The 15,839-nt window shown below is 44.7% G+C and carries 14 protein-coding genes and 1 tRNA gene; 7 read left to right on the forward strand and 8 right to left on the reverse strand.

Annotated features, from left to right (window positions below; translation table 11 throughout):
* Positions 1 to 40: 40 nt before the first annotated feature.
* Positions 41 to 114 (reverse strand) — tRNA-His (locus NIAKO_RS07985).
* Positions 115 to 268: 154 nt separating this feature from the next.
* Between NIAKO_RS07985 and NIAKO_RS07990 the strand changes: the two genes are divergently transcribed.
* The 6 genes from NIAKO_RS07990 (at position 269) to NIAKO_RS08015 (ending at position 6,952) form a co-directional block, all read left to right on the forward strand.
* Entirely contained in the window at positions 269 to 2,422 is a 2,154-nt protein-coding gene (locus tag NIAKO_RS07990; protein ID WP_014217906.1) for a carboxy terminal-processing peptidase, read from the forward strand.
* A 139-nt stretch (positions 2,423 to 2,561) separates the two neighbouring features.
* The gene (locus NIAKO_RS07995; protein WP_014217907.1) at positions 2,562 to 3,083 is read left to right on the forward strand and encodes a KdsC family phosphatase; all 522 of its coding nucleotides are present in this window, start codon (positions 2,562 to 2,564) and stop codon (positions 3,081 to 3,083) included.
* Between the two features lie 84 nt (positions 3,084 to 3,167).
* Positions 3,168 to 4,112 (forward strand): geranylgeranylglycerol-phosphate geranylgeranyltransferase, encoded by a 945-nt coding sequence (locus tag NIAKO_RS08000; RefSeq protein ID WP_014217908.1) that lies wholly within the window; start codon positions 3,168 to 3,170, stop codon positions 4,110 to 4,112.
* A complete protein-coding gene (locus NIAKO_RS08005; protein ID WP_014217909.1) occupies positions 4,113 to 4,694 on the forward strand; it encodes a Maf family protein in 582 nt (193 codons plus the stop codon).
* Between the two features lie 103 nt (positions 4,695 to 4,797).
* Positions 4,798 to 6,108 carry a DUF2851 family protein gene (locus tag NIAKO_RS08010; protein ID WP_014217910.1) on the forward strand — a complete coding sequence of 437 codons (1,311 nt, stop codon included), beginning with the start codon at positions 4,798 to 4,800 and terminating at the stop codon, positions 6,106 to 6,108.
* A 91-nt stretch (positions 6,109 to 6,199) separates the two neighbouring features.
* The gene (locus NIAKO_RS08015; RefSeq protein ID WP_014217911.1) at positions 6,200 to 6,952 is read left to right on the forward strand and encodes a glycosyltransferase family 2 protein; all 753 of its coding nucleotides are present in this window, start codon (positions 6,200 to 6,202) and stop codon (positions 6,950 to 6,952) included.
* A 105-nt stretch (positions 6,953 to 7,057) separates the two neighbouring features.
* On the opposite strand, the gene NIAKO_RS08020 is transcribed toward NIAKO_RS08015, so the two are convergent.
* The 7 genes from NIAKO_RS08020 to NIAKO_RS08055 form a co-directional block, all read right to left on the reverse strand.
* On the reverse strand, positions 7,058 to 8,443 hold the full coding sequence (locus NIAKO_RS08020; RefSeq protein WP_014217912.1) for a hypothetical protein: 1,386 nt from the start codon (positions 8,441 to 8,443) through the stop codon (positions 7,058 to 7,060).
* Positions 8,440 to 9,039 (reverse strand): hypothetical protein, encoded by a 600-nt coding sequence (locus NIAKO_RS08025; protein WP_014217913.1) that lies wholly within the window; start codon positions 9,037 to 9,039, stop codon positions 8,440 to 8,442. The genes NIAKO_RS08020 and NIAKO_RS08025 overlap by 4 nt, the downstream gene beginning before the upstream one ends.
* 600 nt (positions 9,040 to 9,639) lie before the next feature.
* Positions 9,640 to 10,356 carry an SDR family oxidoreductase gene (locus NIAKO_RS08035; RefSeq protein ID WP_014217915.1) on the reverse strand — a complete coding sequence of 239 codons (717 nt, stop codon included), beginning with the start codon at positions 10,354 to 10,356 and terminating at the stop codon, positions 9,640 to 9,642.
* A 60-nt stretch (positions 10,357 to 10,416) separates the two neighbouring features.
* On the reverse strand, positions 10,417 to 11,373 hold the full coding sequence (locus NIAKO_RS08040; RefSeq protein ID WP_014217916.1) for a helix-turn-helix domain-containing protein: 957 nt from the start codon (positions 11,371 to 11,373) through the stop codon (positions 10,417 to 10,419).
* Positions 11,374 to 11,556: 183 nt separating this feature from the next.
* Entirely contained in the window at positions 11,557 to 13,995 is a 2,439-nt protein-coding gene (locus tag NIAKO_RS08045; RefSeq protein ID WP_014217917.1) for a TonB-dependent receptor, read from the reverse strand.
* Positions 13,996 to 14,136: 141 nt separating this feature from the next.
* A complete protein-coding gene (locus NIAKO_RS08050; RefSeq protein WP_014217918.1) occupies positions 14,137 to 14,466 on the reverse strand; it encodes a hypothetical protein in 330 nt (109 codons plus the stop codon).
* 131 nt (positions 14,467 to 14,597) lie between these two features.
* Positions 14,598 to 14,942: a winged helix-turn-helix transcriptional regulator gene (locus tag NIAKO_RS08055; RefSeq protein ID WP_014217919.1), complete on the reverse strand. Its 345-nt coding sequence runs from the start codon at positions 14,940 to 14,942 to the stop codon at positions 14,598 to 14,600.
* 91 nt (positions 14,943 to 15,033) lie between these two features.
* Between NIAKO_RS08055 and NIAKO_RS08060 the strand changes: the two genes are divergently transcribed.
* Positions 15,034 to 15,774: an SDR family NAD(P)-dependent oxidoreductase gene (locus NIAKO_RS08060; protein WP_041348228.1), complete on the forward strand. Its 741-nt coding sequence runs from the start codon at positions 15,034 to 15,036 to the stop codon at positions 15,772 to 15,774.
* Positions 15,775 to 15,839: the final 65 nt, after the last annotated feature.

A 15,839-nucleotide genomic window follows, 5' to 3' on the forward strand; every position in this document is an offset into this window, starting at 1 on the left:
TAAAAAACCCCCGACAAAGATGTCGGGGGAGTTATCTGAGGGAGGATGATGGGTTTCGAACCCACGACCTCTAGAACCACAATCTAGCGCTCTAACCAACTGAGCTACAACCTCCGTGTTTCAGGCTGCAAATGTAGGGAAAAAATTGATTTACAAACAAAACTTTCTTAAAACCTTTCATCAAAATGGCTTGTTAATTATCACATTAGTACAACAACCCATCTTATTTATCGTTATTTTTGAATTGATGCCTAAAGTTTTAAAATATATGCTACAACGAAAAAATTTACCCATAGTTCTGCTGTTGTTTGGTGCGGGTTTATTCCTTGCGTTCCGCTCGCTGGGGCTGGGGTTGGGTAATGGTAATCCACCCACAAAGTATGAGAAGATTCTTCATAATGTGGGAGAAATGCTTGCCGAGATCCATTACAGTCCAAAAAAGATCGACGATAACTTTTCCAAAGAAATTTTCAAGAAGTATCTGGGTGAGAAGATTGACGACCAGAAGAACGTGCTGTTGCAATCAGATATTCAACAGTTGAAGAAATATGAAACCAAGATAGACGATGAGATCCTGGGTGGCCCCGTACAATTTGTACCTGCCGTTTCCGAGATCTATAAAAAACGTTTACCTGAAACCGAAGAGATCTACAAAGAGATCCTTTCCAAACCCTTCGATTTTACAAAGGACGAAACAGCCAACTTCAATGATGAGAAGCTGGATTACCCCAAAAGCGAAGCTGACAGAAAAGAAGCCTGGCGCAAACGTTTAAAGTACATGGTGCTTGAGCGTTACTACGACCTGATGGAAGACCGGGATAAGAACAAGGGTAAAGAAAACTATGTAGCAAAGACCGATGAACAACTGGAAGCGGATGCCCGCGACCGCGTGTTGACAATATTGAACAGGAATTACGATCGTTTGAAATTTAAAGTAAACGACGATGACCGGTTTAACGAGTATGTAAAAACCATCACCGAATCGATGGACCCGCACACTACGTTTATGCCGCCTGTTGACAAACGTTATTTTGACGAAGAAATGAGTGGCCGTTTCTATGGTATTGGCGCTTCTTTGCGTGAAGAAGATGGTAATATCAAGATCGGTTCTGTGCTGGCCGGCAGCCCTGCGTTGAAATCAGGAGAAATTGCTATTGGCGATGCGATCATTAAAGTAGCCCAGGGTGATGCTGAACCTGTTGACCTTACCGGTTATGCCGTTCAGGATGCAGTGAAGCTGATCCGTGGTAAAAAAGGTACTGAAGTTCGCCTTACCGTTAAGAAAACCGATGGTTCAATAAAAGTAGTTAAACTGATCCGCGATGAAATCATCCAGGATGAAACCTTTGCCCGCAGCGCTGTGATCAACACGCCTAAAGGTAAACTTGGTTTTATTTACCTGCCCGAGTTCTACGCTGATTTCGATAATCCAAAAGGCGCGCGTTGCTCTGAGGATGTAAAGAAAGAGATCATTAAACTGAAAGAACAGAAAGTAGACGGTATCATTATGGACCTGCGCAACAATGGCGGTGGTTCGTTATATGATGTGGTGCAAATGGTTGGTCTGTTCATTGAAGGCGGCCCCATTGTACAGGTAAAAGACCGCGAAGGAAAACCACAGGTTTACTACGATCGCGATAAATCAGTTTTATATGACGGTCCGCTGGCTGTAATGGTGAATGAGTTCAGTGCTTCGGCTTCTGAGATCTTTGCCGCCGCCATTCAGGACTATGACCGCGGTGTTATCATTGGCAGCACTTCTACTTATGGTAAGGGTACTGTACAACGTAACATTGGTTTGGATAAAACAATGGGCTTCCTGGATCCTAACAGCGAACTGGGAACCATTAAACTGACCCTGCAGAAATTCTATCGCATCAATGGCGGTTCAACCCAATTACGTGGTGTAGCTTCTGATGTAAACATCCCCGATATTTTCGAGTATACCAAAATTCGCGAAAAGGATAATCCGGATGCGTTGGGCTGGGATGAAATACAAAAAGCTGATTATACCCGTTGGAAATACGGTCTTGACCTGAACCCCATCAGAAAGGCAAGTGCTGAGCGTTTAAAAAGCAATCCGCTGTTCGCCACCATTCACAACAATGCTGAATGGCTGGCTAAACAAAGCGATAAAACGGTTTCTTTAAGCCTTAAAAAATACCAGGAAGAACAGAAAAAGAACAAGGCGATCGCTAAACAGATCGAAAGCCAGAACAAGCTTCCTCATGAGTTGAATGTTGATCCCCTGGTGGAAGACATGAAACGGGTTGAAGGCACTGGTGATGTTGCCAAACTGGAACGTTTCAAAAACTGGTTGAAGCTCCTGCGTAATGATCCTTACCTGGATGAGGCTACCAATGTGTTAAACGACATGGTAACCCAAACCAACCTGGTGTATGCCAATGTAAACAAGAACTAAGAACAACAGTCGATATATTATAAAAAAACCGTTCTGGCTCAGCCAGGGCGGTTTTTTTATTATGTGTGTGCTGATTTCTTTACTTTGAACACTGGTATAAGATTGATTTTCCGCTTATTTTTGCACTCATCCGATGAGTATGAATATATTAGACCAATTCAAGCAGATAACCACTTTCGTCTTTGATGTAGACGGCGTACTGACTGATGGTACGCTGTTTGTTTTTGATGACGGACAGTTTGTACGCCGCATGAATATCAAAGACGGCTTTGCCCTGCAACTGGCCGTAAAGAAAGGGTACCGGGTGGCGGTGATCTCCGGTGGGGCAAGCGACGCCGTTATTCAACGCCTGAACCGGCTGGGGATAAACGATGTGTTTATGCAGGTTACTGATAAAAAGGGAAAACTGACGGAGTACGCCCAACAACATAATTTGAAGTGGAGCGAAGTATTGTTCATGGGTGACGATATTCCCGATTACGAGGTAATGAAACAGGTAGGCCTGCCTTGTGCACCAGCCGACGCGGCCACCGAAATAAGACAAATTGCAAAGTATATAGCCCAGTTACCGGGCGGACAAGGTTGCGTACGCGAAGTGATAGAAAAAGTGCTGAAGTTGAATAATAACTGGGAATTGCATACCGATGTAGCGAGTAAGTAATTGATTTTTGATTTTGGGATTTAGAGATTTTTAAATCCCATACATCGGAAATCGCAAAATCTCCAAATCCCGAAATTGTAATTAATGAAACTACTGGCAGCATTTATACGCCTTATACGATCAGTGAACCTGTTGTTCATTGCCATTACCCAATTGCTGTTTCAGTATTGTATTGTTGGTCCGGTTTTTCGCCATGCCCAGGCCGAACCTGTACTTACCACGCCCGTTTTTATTGTGCTGATCGCCGCTTCGGTACTTATTGCTGCTGCAGGTTATATTATCAATGATTATTTCGATTTAAACATAGACCTGGTAAACAAACCCGATAAGCTGGTGGTAGACAAGATCATCAAACGCCGCTGGGCCATCATCTGGCACCTCGTGCTATCGGGAATAGGCGTGTTGTGCAGTGCCTATGTAGCCTGGAAAACAAGATGCTGGTGGTTGATACCCGCCAACATTGGGTGTGTGGGCGCGCTTTGGTTTTACAGCACCATCTTTAAAAAGAAACTACTTAGCGGGAATGTGATCATTTCATTGCTCACCGCCTGGGTTATTTTAGTTATAGGTTTTATTACACATTATGTGGTCATAAAACGACCTGATCTTTATGAACAGGTAGAAGCATCCAAGTTAATGCGCCGTACTTTCCTGTACGCTGGTTTTGCGTTCATCATTTCCCTGATACGGGAAGTGGTGAAAGATATGGAGGATATGAATGGTGATGCACGTTATGGCTGTCGCACCATGCCCATAGTATGGGGAATAAACGCGTCCAAAGTTTTTGCATCCACCTGGTTAATGGTTTTAGTAGCGGGTGTGGTGGTTATGCAGGCTTATGTGTTGCCTTTCAAATGGTGGTGGGCTGCCGGTTACAGTGTTATTTTTATACTTATACCCTTATTGTTGTTATTACGCAAATTGATAAAAGCCATTACTCCGGCTGATTTTCATACCATAAGCACCTGGTTAAAATTGATCATGCTGAGCGGCATATTATCTATGCTGTTCTTTAAACTTTATACATAAATGAACGGCCACCGTATCATCCTGGCTTCCCAATCGCCCAGGCGTAAACAATTACTGGAATGGGCTGAGGTTCCTTTTGAGGTAATGGTTCAGTCTACAGATGAATCATACCCGCCTGAGATGCCAGTGCCTGAAGTACCGGTACATATTGCCCGCGAAAAAGCCATTGCAATACGGCAGAAATTTGAATCACTTCACGATGCCAATAATATTATCATTGCTGCCGATACGGTAGTGGTGCTGGGAAATACCATCATTGGTAAACCTAAAGACCGTGAAGATGCATTGGATATCCTGAGCCGGTTATCGGGTAATAAACACCAGGTAATAACCGGTGTTGTGTTGCTGAAAGGCCGGCAGGAGATAGCCTTTGCCGATATAACGGATGTTTGGTTTCACCCGCTTACAAAAGAGCAGATCGCTTTTTATGTAGATAAATATCAACCGTATGATAAGGCAGGGGCGTATGCTATCCAGGAGTGGATTGGGGTAGTGGGGATAAAATGTATAAGCGGTGATTTCTACAATGTTATGGGGTTACCCGTTAGTAGAGTGGTGACGGAATTGAAAAAGATGGAGTGAAGCCGGAAAAGGAGTTGTACATTTGGTGGGGAGGAGTGATTGTAGCGTAAAATAAGATCAGCTCTGACAGTAGCAGCATTTTCAAACCTGTAAAATTCGTACAATGACAGAAAGGCTGCTGCAATATCTTTGGCAATTCCAGTATTATAATAAACAAAGCTCCATACTGGATAATGGCGATACCTTCCAGGTAATTCATCCGGGACGATTCAATACCAACCAGGGTCCCGATTTTCTTGAAGCCAGGATAAGAATAGAAGATACATTATGGGTAGGTCACGTTGAAGTACATGTAAAAACCTCTGACTGGTTCAAACATGCGCATCAGTTTGACCGTAACTACGACAACGTGGTGCTGCACGTGGTATGGGAACACGACCTGCCCGAAAGAGACACCCGCATCCCGGTTTTTTCCATGCAATCGAGGGTGCCCATGTTGTTACTTGAACAATATAGGTACTGGATGGAAAGCGCAAGCTTTATTGCCTGCGGGAACCAGATCAGGGATGTGTCGCGCATCATCTGGATCTCATGGCGGGAGAGACTATTGGCCGAGCGCATGCAACGCAAATCTGCCATGGTGTTTTCTTTTCTGCTGCAAACCCATCAGCATTGGGATGAAACGTTCTGGTGGTTGCTGGCCCGCAACTTTGGCGCCGCATTAAACTTTGAACCGTTTGAGGCAATGGCTAAAACCTTACCAGTAACTATACTTGCCCGGTATAAGAATCAATTGCCCGTACTGGAAGCGCTGTTGTTTGGCCAATGCGGGTTACTGGAAGGCGAATTTGAGGAAGCATACCCCGCCGCATTGCAACGGGAATACCTGCACCTGAAAAATAAATACGAGCTGCAACCCATCAGGCAGTCAGTGCATTTTTTGCGTACACGCCCGGTAAACTTTCCTACCATAAGGCTGGCGCAACTGGCAAGGTTGCTGTACCAGTCAAATCATCTGTTTGCGTTTATCAAAGAAACAGAACAGCTCAGTGAAATTAAGAAATGGTTATCTGTTACTGCCAGTGAGTTCTGGAACGAGCATTACACCTTCCAGAAATGTTCTGTTAACCGTGCCAAAAAGCTGGGTAACCAAATGATCGATACCCTTATTATCAATACCGTAGTACCGGTTCTTTTTGCTTATGGCTTATTGCATAACGAAGAGCAGTATAAAAACAGGGCGTTGAACTGGTTAGATGAATTGGAACCTGAAATGAACGCCATTACCCATTCTTATACAGAGTTGGGCATTGTAAATAAAAGCGCCTTCGATTCGCAGGCCCTGCTGGAGTTAAAAGGCCACTATTGCGACGCCAAAAAATGCCTCGATTGCGCCGTGGGAAATGCCCTGCTGAAGAGATCCGTGGCTGTTTATATGGAAACATGCCCCCCACACCTTGAAAAAGTGCCATAAATGCTGTATCATTGCCGCGATATCCCGTCCAGTACCGGGATTGCTCTGTTATATTTGGCAGAGTGTATATATGTGATTTACTTTCAACTATATGATCAAAGGACAAAAAGTAGTAGTAGTGCTGCCGGCATATAATGCAGCTAAAACACTCCGGATAACCTATGATGAAATCGACCGATCGGTAGTGGATGAGGTGATTCTTGTTGATGACGCCAGTAAAGATGATACCATTGCAGTTGCCCGGGAAATTGGTATTCAACATATTGTACGTCACGAGAAAAATAAAGGATACGGCGGTAACCAAAAATCCTGCTATAATAAAGCTTTGGAAATAGGGGCCGATATTATTGTAATGCTGCACCCCGATTATCAGTATACTCCAGCTTTAATAACACCCATGGTTTCCCTGATTGCCAATAACGTGTACCCGGTTGTGCTGGGTAGCCGCATTTTAGGCAAGGGCGCCTTAAAAGGTGGCATGCCAATGTACAAATACCTGTTCAACCGCATGTTGACCATGACGCAGAACATTTTGATGAACCAGAAGCTTTCCGAGTACCATACCGGCTACCGGGCTTATCATAAAGATGTACTGTTGTCAATTCCATACAATGATAACTCAGACGACTTTGTATTTGACAATGAACTGCTGGGCCAGATCTTTTACAAAGGCTACGAAATAGCCGAGATCACCTGTCCTACCAAGTATTTCGATGAAGCTTCTTCTATTAATTTCAAACGAAGCTCTATTTATGGACTGGGTGTTTTACGGGTAAGTTTTCAATACTTCTTTAATAAAATGGGACTGGCAAAGTCGAAGATATTTAAAGGGTTAGGTAAATAGGTTAAAAAGTTAACAGGTTGACGAGTTAACACGTAATAAAATATTAAGCCCTCCGATTTTTTCGGAGGGCTTAATATTTTAAGTCCTTGTCAACCAGTTAACTTGTCAACTTTTACTCGTTTCCCATTTGGTAATACGTTGCGACCAGCTTACCAGCAGGCTGTTATTGGCCATGTATAGCAACATCAGCGGAAATATTTTAAACAATCCTCTTTTAGTTGAATTGTTCAGATCGAGCAGGGGTAACAAATAACCCATCAAAGGAAAACCAAGATAGATCACCAGCACGGCATACAGCCAGTTGCGGGTAGTATTGTTGAGCTTGCGTTTGATCACCACTTCGAGTAACAGCAGTAAAATGAAGAAGTAAATAAAATACCCATAGAACCCAACACCTTTGTCACTAAAGATCAGCTCGCTGTTGATTTCGGAAAAGCGGGTAAAAAAAGGCGACAGATCTCCCAGGTGCTTGTTTACCAGTCCCTCGATATTATACTTCGCCGGCAGGTACCGGTTAATATAAATAGAGATTGAAATTATGTATGCTAAAATTGAAGGCACTACGTAAAGTGCACTGCTTATCAGGCCTTTTACAATGCCCGTTTTATTCTTCCAATGGTACCAGACAATGGCGGGCGTCATTAAGCAGGCCAGAATGAGGGTTTCTGAACGAATATAGGTGGCAATAGCCATCAGTAAACCGGCAAAGGTGAGGTAGTTGCGCTGCTGGTTCTGGAAAAACTGGTACAGGAACCAGACCGCCAGAAAGAAGAAAACGGCATTGGTATAATCGAACAACACCATAAAAGTATAGGCATACATTTCGGGAATGGCCATAAAAAAAAGCACCAGCAACCCGGCAAATATGCGGTGGATGCTTAAGGCGAGGGCCTGGTATAAAAAGATAAGAAAACAGGCTACAACGGTGCTAAGCCAAACCTGACCGAATTCAAACCCAACATATTTATAAATGATCTGTAAGCAGGTTATAAAGGGTGGTTTGAAAACGTTGTTGGTAGATTCGAGATTAACGCTGAATACCGAGTTAATCATGGTTTTTTCGCGGATAGCGTATTCTGCAATTACTTCGGCCCCTGATGTAAGGTCGCGTGGAGTAGGGGGGAAATAAAAACAACGCCAGGCGCTCACAAACACAATGAAAGCGATCATGACCACAAATGGGATCTCGTATAATTTAACCCTGATGCGGATGTTGGACCTCAGCTCTTTTAACCGGGCCATGCCCGATTTAAACTTAATATTTAAAAGAATGCAGGCTGCCAGTATAGAAATGAAAATGTTAGTTGATGTGAGTGGAATGTAGGCCAGCTGCAAAATAAAAGGCATAACAGAAAATACCGCTACCCCTAATAAAATGGCCAGTGAGATCAGCATTCCAGGTTTCAACCGGATATTAAATAAGTTGATAATGCCAAACCCTGCTATAAACTGGATGATCGTTAAGAATAATATGATCATTATACCGCTCATAAGGAAGTTTTGTATTTGTTAAAGGACGCGATCGTATCCCGTAAAGCCTGTTGATTGGTAACGCTGTCAAACTGCAGTCCGCCGTCCCTGGCGGTGATGTACCAGGTGGCTTTGTTTGCCTCGGGGCTGTTGGCCCAAATGGTTTTTAAACCAGTGTAGTAATAGAAGACTGCTGGTTCCGGTACGTGGATCTGTAAGCCATGTTCCCTGAAGTAATCGGTGGGAGGCAGCAGTACCAGGGTTTTATCAACCGTGCCCCTTTTCTCGAAAAAGCCGGTTATGTTTTTGGCGAAGATATAATCTGTTTGATAACGGGCGAGTTTACGTTCTTCCAGGTCGAGGTTCAGTTTTTGTTCCTGGTAGTCTTGCCAATAGGGCATGATCCGTTGATCGAGCCATATTTTATTGGGTTCCAGGGCGAAAAATATAAGCAGGGAGATAATAGAAGCTACTAATAAAATAAATGTTTTAAAACCGTTGGAAGCAGCGGGGCCGGGCTTTTGGGGTGCAGTTGCAGCCGCCGGTGGTGGTTGAGCTGGTTGAGCGCTCTTATTGGCTGTACTACCCGCCTGTGGTACGTTTTTCTTCTTTTTCATCTAAATGGTTTTATACATTTTAGAAGGCTATAGAATGGCACATTGCTGGAAAGTCTGGTTAACGCCTTGATTATGCAAATATTATATCTTTTTATGGGGCTAACAAAAGAAAAAAGAGGCGTCCGCGATGGCGGATGCCTCTTTACCAGTGATCATAAGAAATTGGTGGCTTCTTCCGGAATTTTGGAAACCCCCGCTTCAGGGGGACTCGTGGTTTTTCAAAGTGTATTTCTGAACTATGAACAAAAACAGTGTCATTATCATGCTTTGCACGATATCAAATTATCTCAGCGATATGTAGTGGAAATCTGCTACCAGATAATAGATGGTCACACAGCGCCTTTGCAATTAATAGAACTTAAGGAAAGGTTGTGATGGATTTCTGATACTCCACATAAATCATTCCTATCTCATTGTTTCGAGAAAAAAATGTATATGATCAATTTAATTGGTTGGCTTAATATCAAGCATTATGCCATCCTTATTTTTCATTATACCTATTTCGTATATGCAATGAGTTGTATTTTATTCATTTAATGCTGAATGCCTGATGCAGCTTTTGAAATGCCCGATGGGGATAGATCTATGTCTTTTAGACACTTAACAGCTGAAGCCGCCATCACAATGTATTACGGTGCCGGTGAGATAACTGTTTCCAAGGGTAAATACAATGGCATCGGCAATTTCTTCGGCCCGGGCTACCCGGCCTGCCGGGATATTACCGGTCAATTGCTGCCAGGCCTGTTGTTTGGCTTCTTCGGGAGCAAAGCTCCACCAGGGTGTGTCTACCACGCCGGGTGATACAGCGTTGATGCGGAGGGGTTTTAATTCCTGGGCCAGTACAGGTACCATTAATTCCAGTGCGCCATTGATGGCAGCCAATCCGGAAGTGCCCGGTTTTTGCGCAACCGAGGAAATGGCGGTAACAAGCGTTATGCTGCCTCCATTATTCATATAGGGCAGGGCTGCCTGCAAGGTATTTAGCTGGGGCCAGAACTTTCCTTCAAACCCGGCCCGCAGGTCCTGTAACGACAGCTCGGTAAAGTTGCCCATGCCTTTTGATCCACTTAACGATATAACCAGGTAATCGAACGCCCCGGTTTGTTTGAAGAATGCATCGAGCGCAGCGCGGTCGTTGCTGTCAACCGGCTGAGCCCGGAGGTTGGTGGTTTCCCGGATGGCTTTTAATTTATCTGCATCGCGACCGGTTACGGTTACATGAGCCTTGCTGTTTGCCAGTATTTGGGCTGTTGCCAGGCCAATACCTGAAGAACCGCCAATTACAATTGCCTTTTTGTTTTCGAATACTCCGTTCATTTTGTTCTGTTTTTAGTAGAACAAATTTCCGACGGCGCTGCCGTTCAGGCATTGACCCGATCATGCATTGTATTGACCGGATGCGTTCTTTCGATAAAGCATAGGTGTTTCGCCGGTCATTTTTTTGAAGAAGCGGTTAAAGGCGGCCGGTTCACTGAAATTGAGCTGGTAAGCAATTTCCGATACAGAGGCTTCCGTATATTTCAACACGGCCTTTGCTTCCTGCACCAGCATATCGGCAATGGATTCGGAGGCTGTTTTTCCGGTCACTTCTTTTACCGTCCGGTTTAAATGATTGGCGCTTACTGTGAGCAGACTGGCATAATCGGTGACTTTTCTTTTTAACAAAAAATGACGGCTTACCAGTTTATGAAAGTGCGAAACGAGGTAGATGGTATCAGCGGTATTGTCGGGTACATGCAGTTGCTGTCTTTCGTAACTTCTTTTAGCTTCCAGCAACAGCAGGTACAAATACATCCCGATCGCTTTTTGTTTGCCGGGGCGGCTTTTTTTCAGCTCTTCATTCATTTTTAAAACGAATTGCTGCACCCGGTCAATTTCATCGGCATCCAGCTGGAACAGCGGCCTGCCGGTATAATCGAAAAAAGGAAATTCTTTGGGGATGCTGGCTGCCGGGACCAGGTCGTTCAGGAAATCTTCATTAAACAAAATGTAGTATCCAAATGCATCTGCACTGATGTTGTTTTTTGAGAAAACCTGGTTAGGCCAGGTAAAACTCATGGTGCGGGGCTGGTGTTTAAAGTGTTCCAGGCCCAGTTGCATATCTACATGCCCGGTAATGGTTATGCTTATACGATAGAAAGCTGATTTTAAAGGGCCCAGTGAGGGTTTTAAGCCGCGGCTTGAATACAACTCAAAACCTTCAATGGGGTGAATGCTTTCGAGGTTGTTATAACCGAAATTGGAAATGTCGTCTTCCTGTCTGTGCAAATGCCTGAAACCTTTCAATACATATTGTGGTATGGCAGGTGAGGCGCTGGTTGCTTTTTTACCCATGGGAATCTTGTAAAGGGCAAAGGTATTGGGAAAAACCGTTGCAGGTTACAAGTGGCAGGTTTCAGGGACAATAAAAGTTTCCGGTTACCGGTTACCAGGGTTTACATTTCAGGATGCCCGATAATTATCAGTATGCCTTGAACTGCGCCCGGTAACTGGTAACCGGTAACTGGGAACTGAAATTTACCATGTAAAGTCCAGCGGCACATTCAGTTTGATGCCAAAATTGCGGCCCATATTGAATACGCCCATCCGGCCGGTAACATTATTAACTGCGGTGTATTTTAACCGGCTTAAGTGGTTTTGATAGGCTACATCGCCCAGGTTGTAAGCAGTGAAACGAAGGCTGAACAGGGTTTTGCCTTTACTTACAAAATCGCCGCCAATGCCCGCATTAATTAACCAGTAACCAGGCGTGGCTGTTTCGGTATCGAAACCGGTAAAGGGATGATTTTGTTTAAAGGTATAATCACTTTCCAGGTTCATGTTCAGGTTGCGGAGTGTTTTTCCTTTATGTAAAAAGCTGACGGCCAGATCGGTGAATAACCGGGCGGCAGGAATAAAGGGGATGTTTTTTGTTCCATCCACTTCATTGACGAATTGCGCGCGGGTATACGAAAACGCGTTTTTGAAGTGCAGCCAATCCAGCGGGTGGGGGTGAATGTCGAGCGCCAGTTCTGCACCATATAAATTAGCGTCGTTCTGATCGAAACGATATACGTTCAATTCATTGCCACCATCATTGAGTATAGAATCCCCACCGGAGCTGTTCTGCATTTTTTCATAAAAGATAAAATTCTTGATGTGGTTATAGAACAAGCTCGTTTCCAACGAAACGTGTGTTGAGTTCAGTTCTAAACCGCCGTCAACCTGTAAGCTGGTTTCTGATTTCAGGTCATTGGCGCCCACTTCGTAGCGATTGGTTCCTTCATGTGCGCCATTGCTTGCCAGCTCGGCAAAGTTGGGTGCTCTGAACCCCCGGGCCATATTGAATTTAAGCGTAACCAGGTCGCTGGTTGCATAGCTGAGACCTACACTGCCCGATACGTTGGAGAAGTTGCGGGAAAAACTAGTAAACTTAGGCTCGTTGTCTACAACCATCGGTTTGCCATTCACGTGACGGGTATCCAGCCGGATGCCGCCATTGAGCGAAAGTTTATTTCTGTGATATTGGGTAAACACAAAACCTCCAATATCGAACAGGTCGTAATCGGGAATGATCACTTCATCCGCCTTATTGGTATTGTTTTGTGACATGCCGGTTACACCAATGGTTGTTTTCCAGTTTTGGGTGGAAGGCAGGTGCCAGCGCAGGGCATAACTGATCGTTTTCAAATCGAACCAGGCGTTGGGCGTATTAAACTCATCGGCATTGCCAAATTCCTGCCGCTGGTTTTGCTGAAAGCCCAACGTAACATCCAGGTTGCTTTTACCGATGGCAAAGTTGTTGTCTGATGATATTTTAAAGTGGCGGATGTGCTGGTACGGGATCTCCGGCGTAATGCTTTTAAAATCATCATGGGTGGCGATGCTTTCAACTCCGCCAGGAATCGCTTTTATAAAGGCGCCGGTGGCGCTGTCGCGGTCACCTTCAATCATCCCAATGTGTTGATCAAAATTACTAACCAGTAAATGACTGTAACCCCAGGCGCCGGTGTAACCCAGCATAGCGCCAAAGTTCTTATTATAGAATTTGGAGTTGAATACGCGGCCATCGTACTTGTTCTTATAATCTTCTGCCCCTTTATAGGAGCCATAGACATTCCAGCTAAAGCCGTTTTTTGTACCGGCAGCATCGCCATAGAAACCACGCAGGGCATTGTTGGTTTGGTATTCACCCAATACGTTTGCCGTGATGTGCCCGTCGGCTACGGGCCGTTGGGTAATGATATTGATAACACCGGCCAATGCATCGCTGCCATACATCAGGGAGGCGGGGCCTTTCAACACCTCTATGCGTTGAATGCTGTAATCGTCAATTTCAATTCCATGTTCATCGCCCCATTGCTGACCTTCCTGGCGAACACCATCGTTGATGGTAACAACGCGGTTATAACCCAATCCGCGGATGAATGGTTTTGAAATAGCCGGACCGGTTGACAATCCATTTACACCCGGGACTGTTTTAGCGAGGGCATCGATGGCATTGGTGGCCGATACATTAAACAGTTGTTCCTTCTTTAATACTTCAACCGGCTGAGGCGATTGCCTGATGCGGGTTGCAGCCGATACCCCGGTCACAGTTACTTCTTCATTTTCTACAACGGCTTCCTTTAAAGCAAAATCTTTTTGGGTTTCACCGTTTACGCTCACGGTTTCAATTACGGTTGAATAACCCCGGTAAGTGATCTCTATAAGGTATTTGCCGGTGTTTAAATTGGTAATGCGGTAATTGCCTTTTTCGTCAGAGATGGTGCCTTTCTTCAGGTCGTGTACATAAATGCTGGCTCCAGGTAATGATTCGCCTGTTATGGCATCGGTTATTTTACCGGTAAGCACACCAGCGAGCGGCGCGGCTACAGGCGTGGTGTGATGAGTAGCCGGTGCAATTTCCTGCTGGCTATAAGTGAATAGGCTAAGTATACTATATAAAAAGGTAAGGATAGCGCTTACTGATTTCATAACAATAGAATGAGTTATAACAGTCCGCAAGGGCCTGTATGGATTAAGTTGGTGGTGGTTGTTTCCCGGGTTGTAATTGAATGCATGCAATGACTTTTAATGCCCGAAGCATAAAAGACGATGGTAGCAATAAAGAATGGATTAAGCAGCCACAACCGGGGGAGCGCGCAGTGAATGGAAGTATTTGAAGACAGCCGGAATAGTAAAGATGGGAGCGATGTGCGGCTGTTCAACAATGGTTACCGGCATTTCAATAGCAGGAACGGTAGTCTCCGTGAATGGCAGATTGAAATCGTTGATACAACCGCAGGCAAATTGTATTTCCTGGCCTGAAACGGGTTTTGATGACGTTGTGTGTTGTTTGGAAGCGTGTAACCAGTTGTGCAGATACAGGCCCACGCCCATCTTCTGGCTGAACACCAGGATGAGTAGTATGGTGGTGACCTTGGTTATGATCCGCTTTCCTGTCATCGGCTACAAAAATAGAGGAATTTGCAACATTATTACAAAAATAATTAGCTAATGTGATAATTTGATAATTAGCTAATGAAATACAGCTCATGCGAAGCACTCACGTGAGCTGTATTATCTTTATCACATTATCAAATTCTGTTTTTAATTCCCCAGTCTGAAAGGCTTCTCAGTATCGGTCTCAATGAGTTACCCTTGTCTGTTAATTCATATTCAACGCGGGGCGGTACTTCTGCATATACGATCCGTTTTATTAACCCGTCTTTCTCCAGTTCACGTAATTGTAAAACCAGCATCCGTTCGGTTACATTGGCAATAGAATCGCGTAGTTCGCTGTAGCGCATTTTACCGCGGGTAAGCCTGAACAGGATGGCGGGTTTCCATCTGCCGCCAATGGCATTAAGGGTGTACGACATGCCACAGTCCCTGTCTATTTGCTGTTTATTAAGTGTATTGGTAGAATTCTCCTTTCGCATTACTTACATTTTTGATAGTACCTAACAACATTATATGTACCGGCAAATGTACTGTGCAGCCTATAGTTTTGCAAGCAATAAAAAGATTACTATGAAGAGATTAACAAACAAGGTTGTATTTATTACCGGTGGCAGCAGAGGAATAGGAGCGGGTATAGCTAAGCGTATGGCGGCAGAAGGAGCCAATGTGGTAATAACTTATGTGCATGCAGCCGGTCAGGCTCAGCAGGTGGTTGCTGCAATCAAACAATCCGGACAGCAGGCATTGGCCATTGCGGTTGATAATGCTTTGCCCGATGCTATTGAGAAAGCTATTGAGCAAACCATTGCTGCGTTTGGCCGTATTGATATCCTGGTGAACAATGCCGGCATTTTTGTTGGCAAACCACTGGGTGAATATACCCTGGCTGATTTTGACAGCACCATGGCGGTAAATGTGCGGGCTGTTTTCGTGGCATCACAAAAGGCGGCGGAGTATATGAGCGAGGGCGGCCGTATAATAACCATTGGCAGTAATATGGCCGACAGGGTTGCCCGCCCAACAGCAAGCCTGTATGCTATGAGTAAATCAGCGCTTGTTGGTTTAACCAAGGGGCTGGCACGCGATCTGGGCAGCCGCGGCATAACCGTTAACCTGATACAGCCAGGCCCGGTTGATACCGATATGAACCCTGCCAATGGCGCCCATGCAGATTCACTTCGCAGCGGCATGGCCATTCCTGAATATGGCAAACCGGAAGATATAGCCGAACTGGCTGTTTACCTGGCCAGTGAAACCAGCCGTTTTATGACCGGTGCTGCATTGACCATTGATGGTGGATTTAGTATTTGATATTTTTTGACATCATGCAATAAAAAAACCCTCACACCGGCCATACCGGAACGAGGGTTTTGTAT

Source organism: Niastella koreensis GR20-10, assembly GCF_000246855.1.
GTDB lineage: Bacteria > Bacteroidota > Bacteroidia > Chitinophagales > Chitinophagaceae > Niastella > Niastella koreensis.

Bases quoted from the DNA above. Each gene is read 5' to 3' on its own strand.
- NIAKO_RS07990 (WP_014217906.1), top strand. From the start codon at position 269: ATGCTACAACGAAAAAATTTACCCATAGTTCTGCTGTTGTTTGGTGCG.
- NIAKO_RS07995 (WP_014217907.1), top strand. From the start codon at position 2,562: ATGAATATATTAGACCAATTCAAGCAGATAACCACTTTCGTCTTTGAT.
- NIAKO_RS08000 (WP_014217908.1), top strand. From the start codon at position 3,168: ATGAAACTACTGGCAGCATTTATACGCCTTATACGATCAGTGAACCTG.
- NIAKO_RS08005 (WP_014217909.1), top strand. From the start codon at position 4,113: ATGAACGGCCACCGTATCATCCTGGCTTCCCAATCGCCCAGGCGTAAA.
- NIAKO_RS08010 (WP_014217910.1), top strand. From the start codon at position 4,798: ATGACAGAAAGGCTGCTGCAATATCTTTGGCAATTCCAGTATTATAAT.
- NIAKO_RS08015 (WP_014217911.1), top strand. From the start codon at position 6,200: ATGATCAAAGGACAAAAAGTAGTAGTAGTGCTGCCGGCATATAATGCA.
- NIAKO_RS08020 (WP_014217912.1), bottom strand. From the start codon at position 8,443: ATGAGCGGTATAATGATCATATTATTCTTAACGATCATCCAGTTTATA.
- NIAKO_RS08025 (WP_014217913.1), bottom strand. From the start codon at position 9,039: ATGAAAAAGAAGAAAAACGTACCACAGGCGGGTAGTACAGCCAATAAG.
- NIAKO_RS08035 (WP_014217915.1), bottom strand. From the start codon at position 10,356: ATGAACGGAGTATTCGAAAACAAAAAGGCAATTGTAATTGGCGGTTCT.
- NIAKO_RS08040 (WP_014217916.1), bottom strand. From the start codon at position 11,373: ATGGGTAAAAAAGCAACCAGCGCCTCACCTGCCATACCACAATATGTA.
- NIAKO_RS08045 (WP_014217917.1), bottom strand. From the start codon at position 13,995: ATGAAATCAGTAAGCGCTATCCTTACCTTTTTATATAGTATACTTAGC.
- NIAKO_RS08050 (WP_014217918.1), bottom strand. From the start codon at position 14,466: ATGACAGGAAAGCGGATCATAACCAAGGTCACCACCATACTACTCATC.
- NIAKO_RS08055 (WP_014217919.1), bottom strand. From the start codon at position 14,942: ATGCGAAAGGAGAATTCTACCAATACACTTAATAAACAGCAAATAGAC.
- NIAKO_RS08060 (WP_041348228.1), top strand. From the start codon at position 15,034: ATGAAGAGATTAACAAACAAGGTTGTATTTATTACCGGTGGCAGCAGA.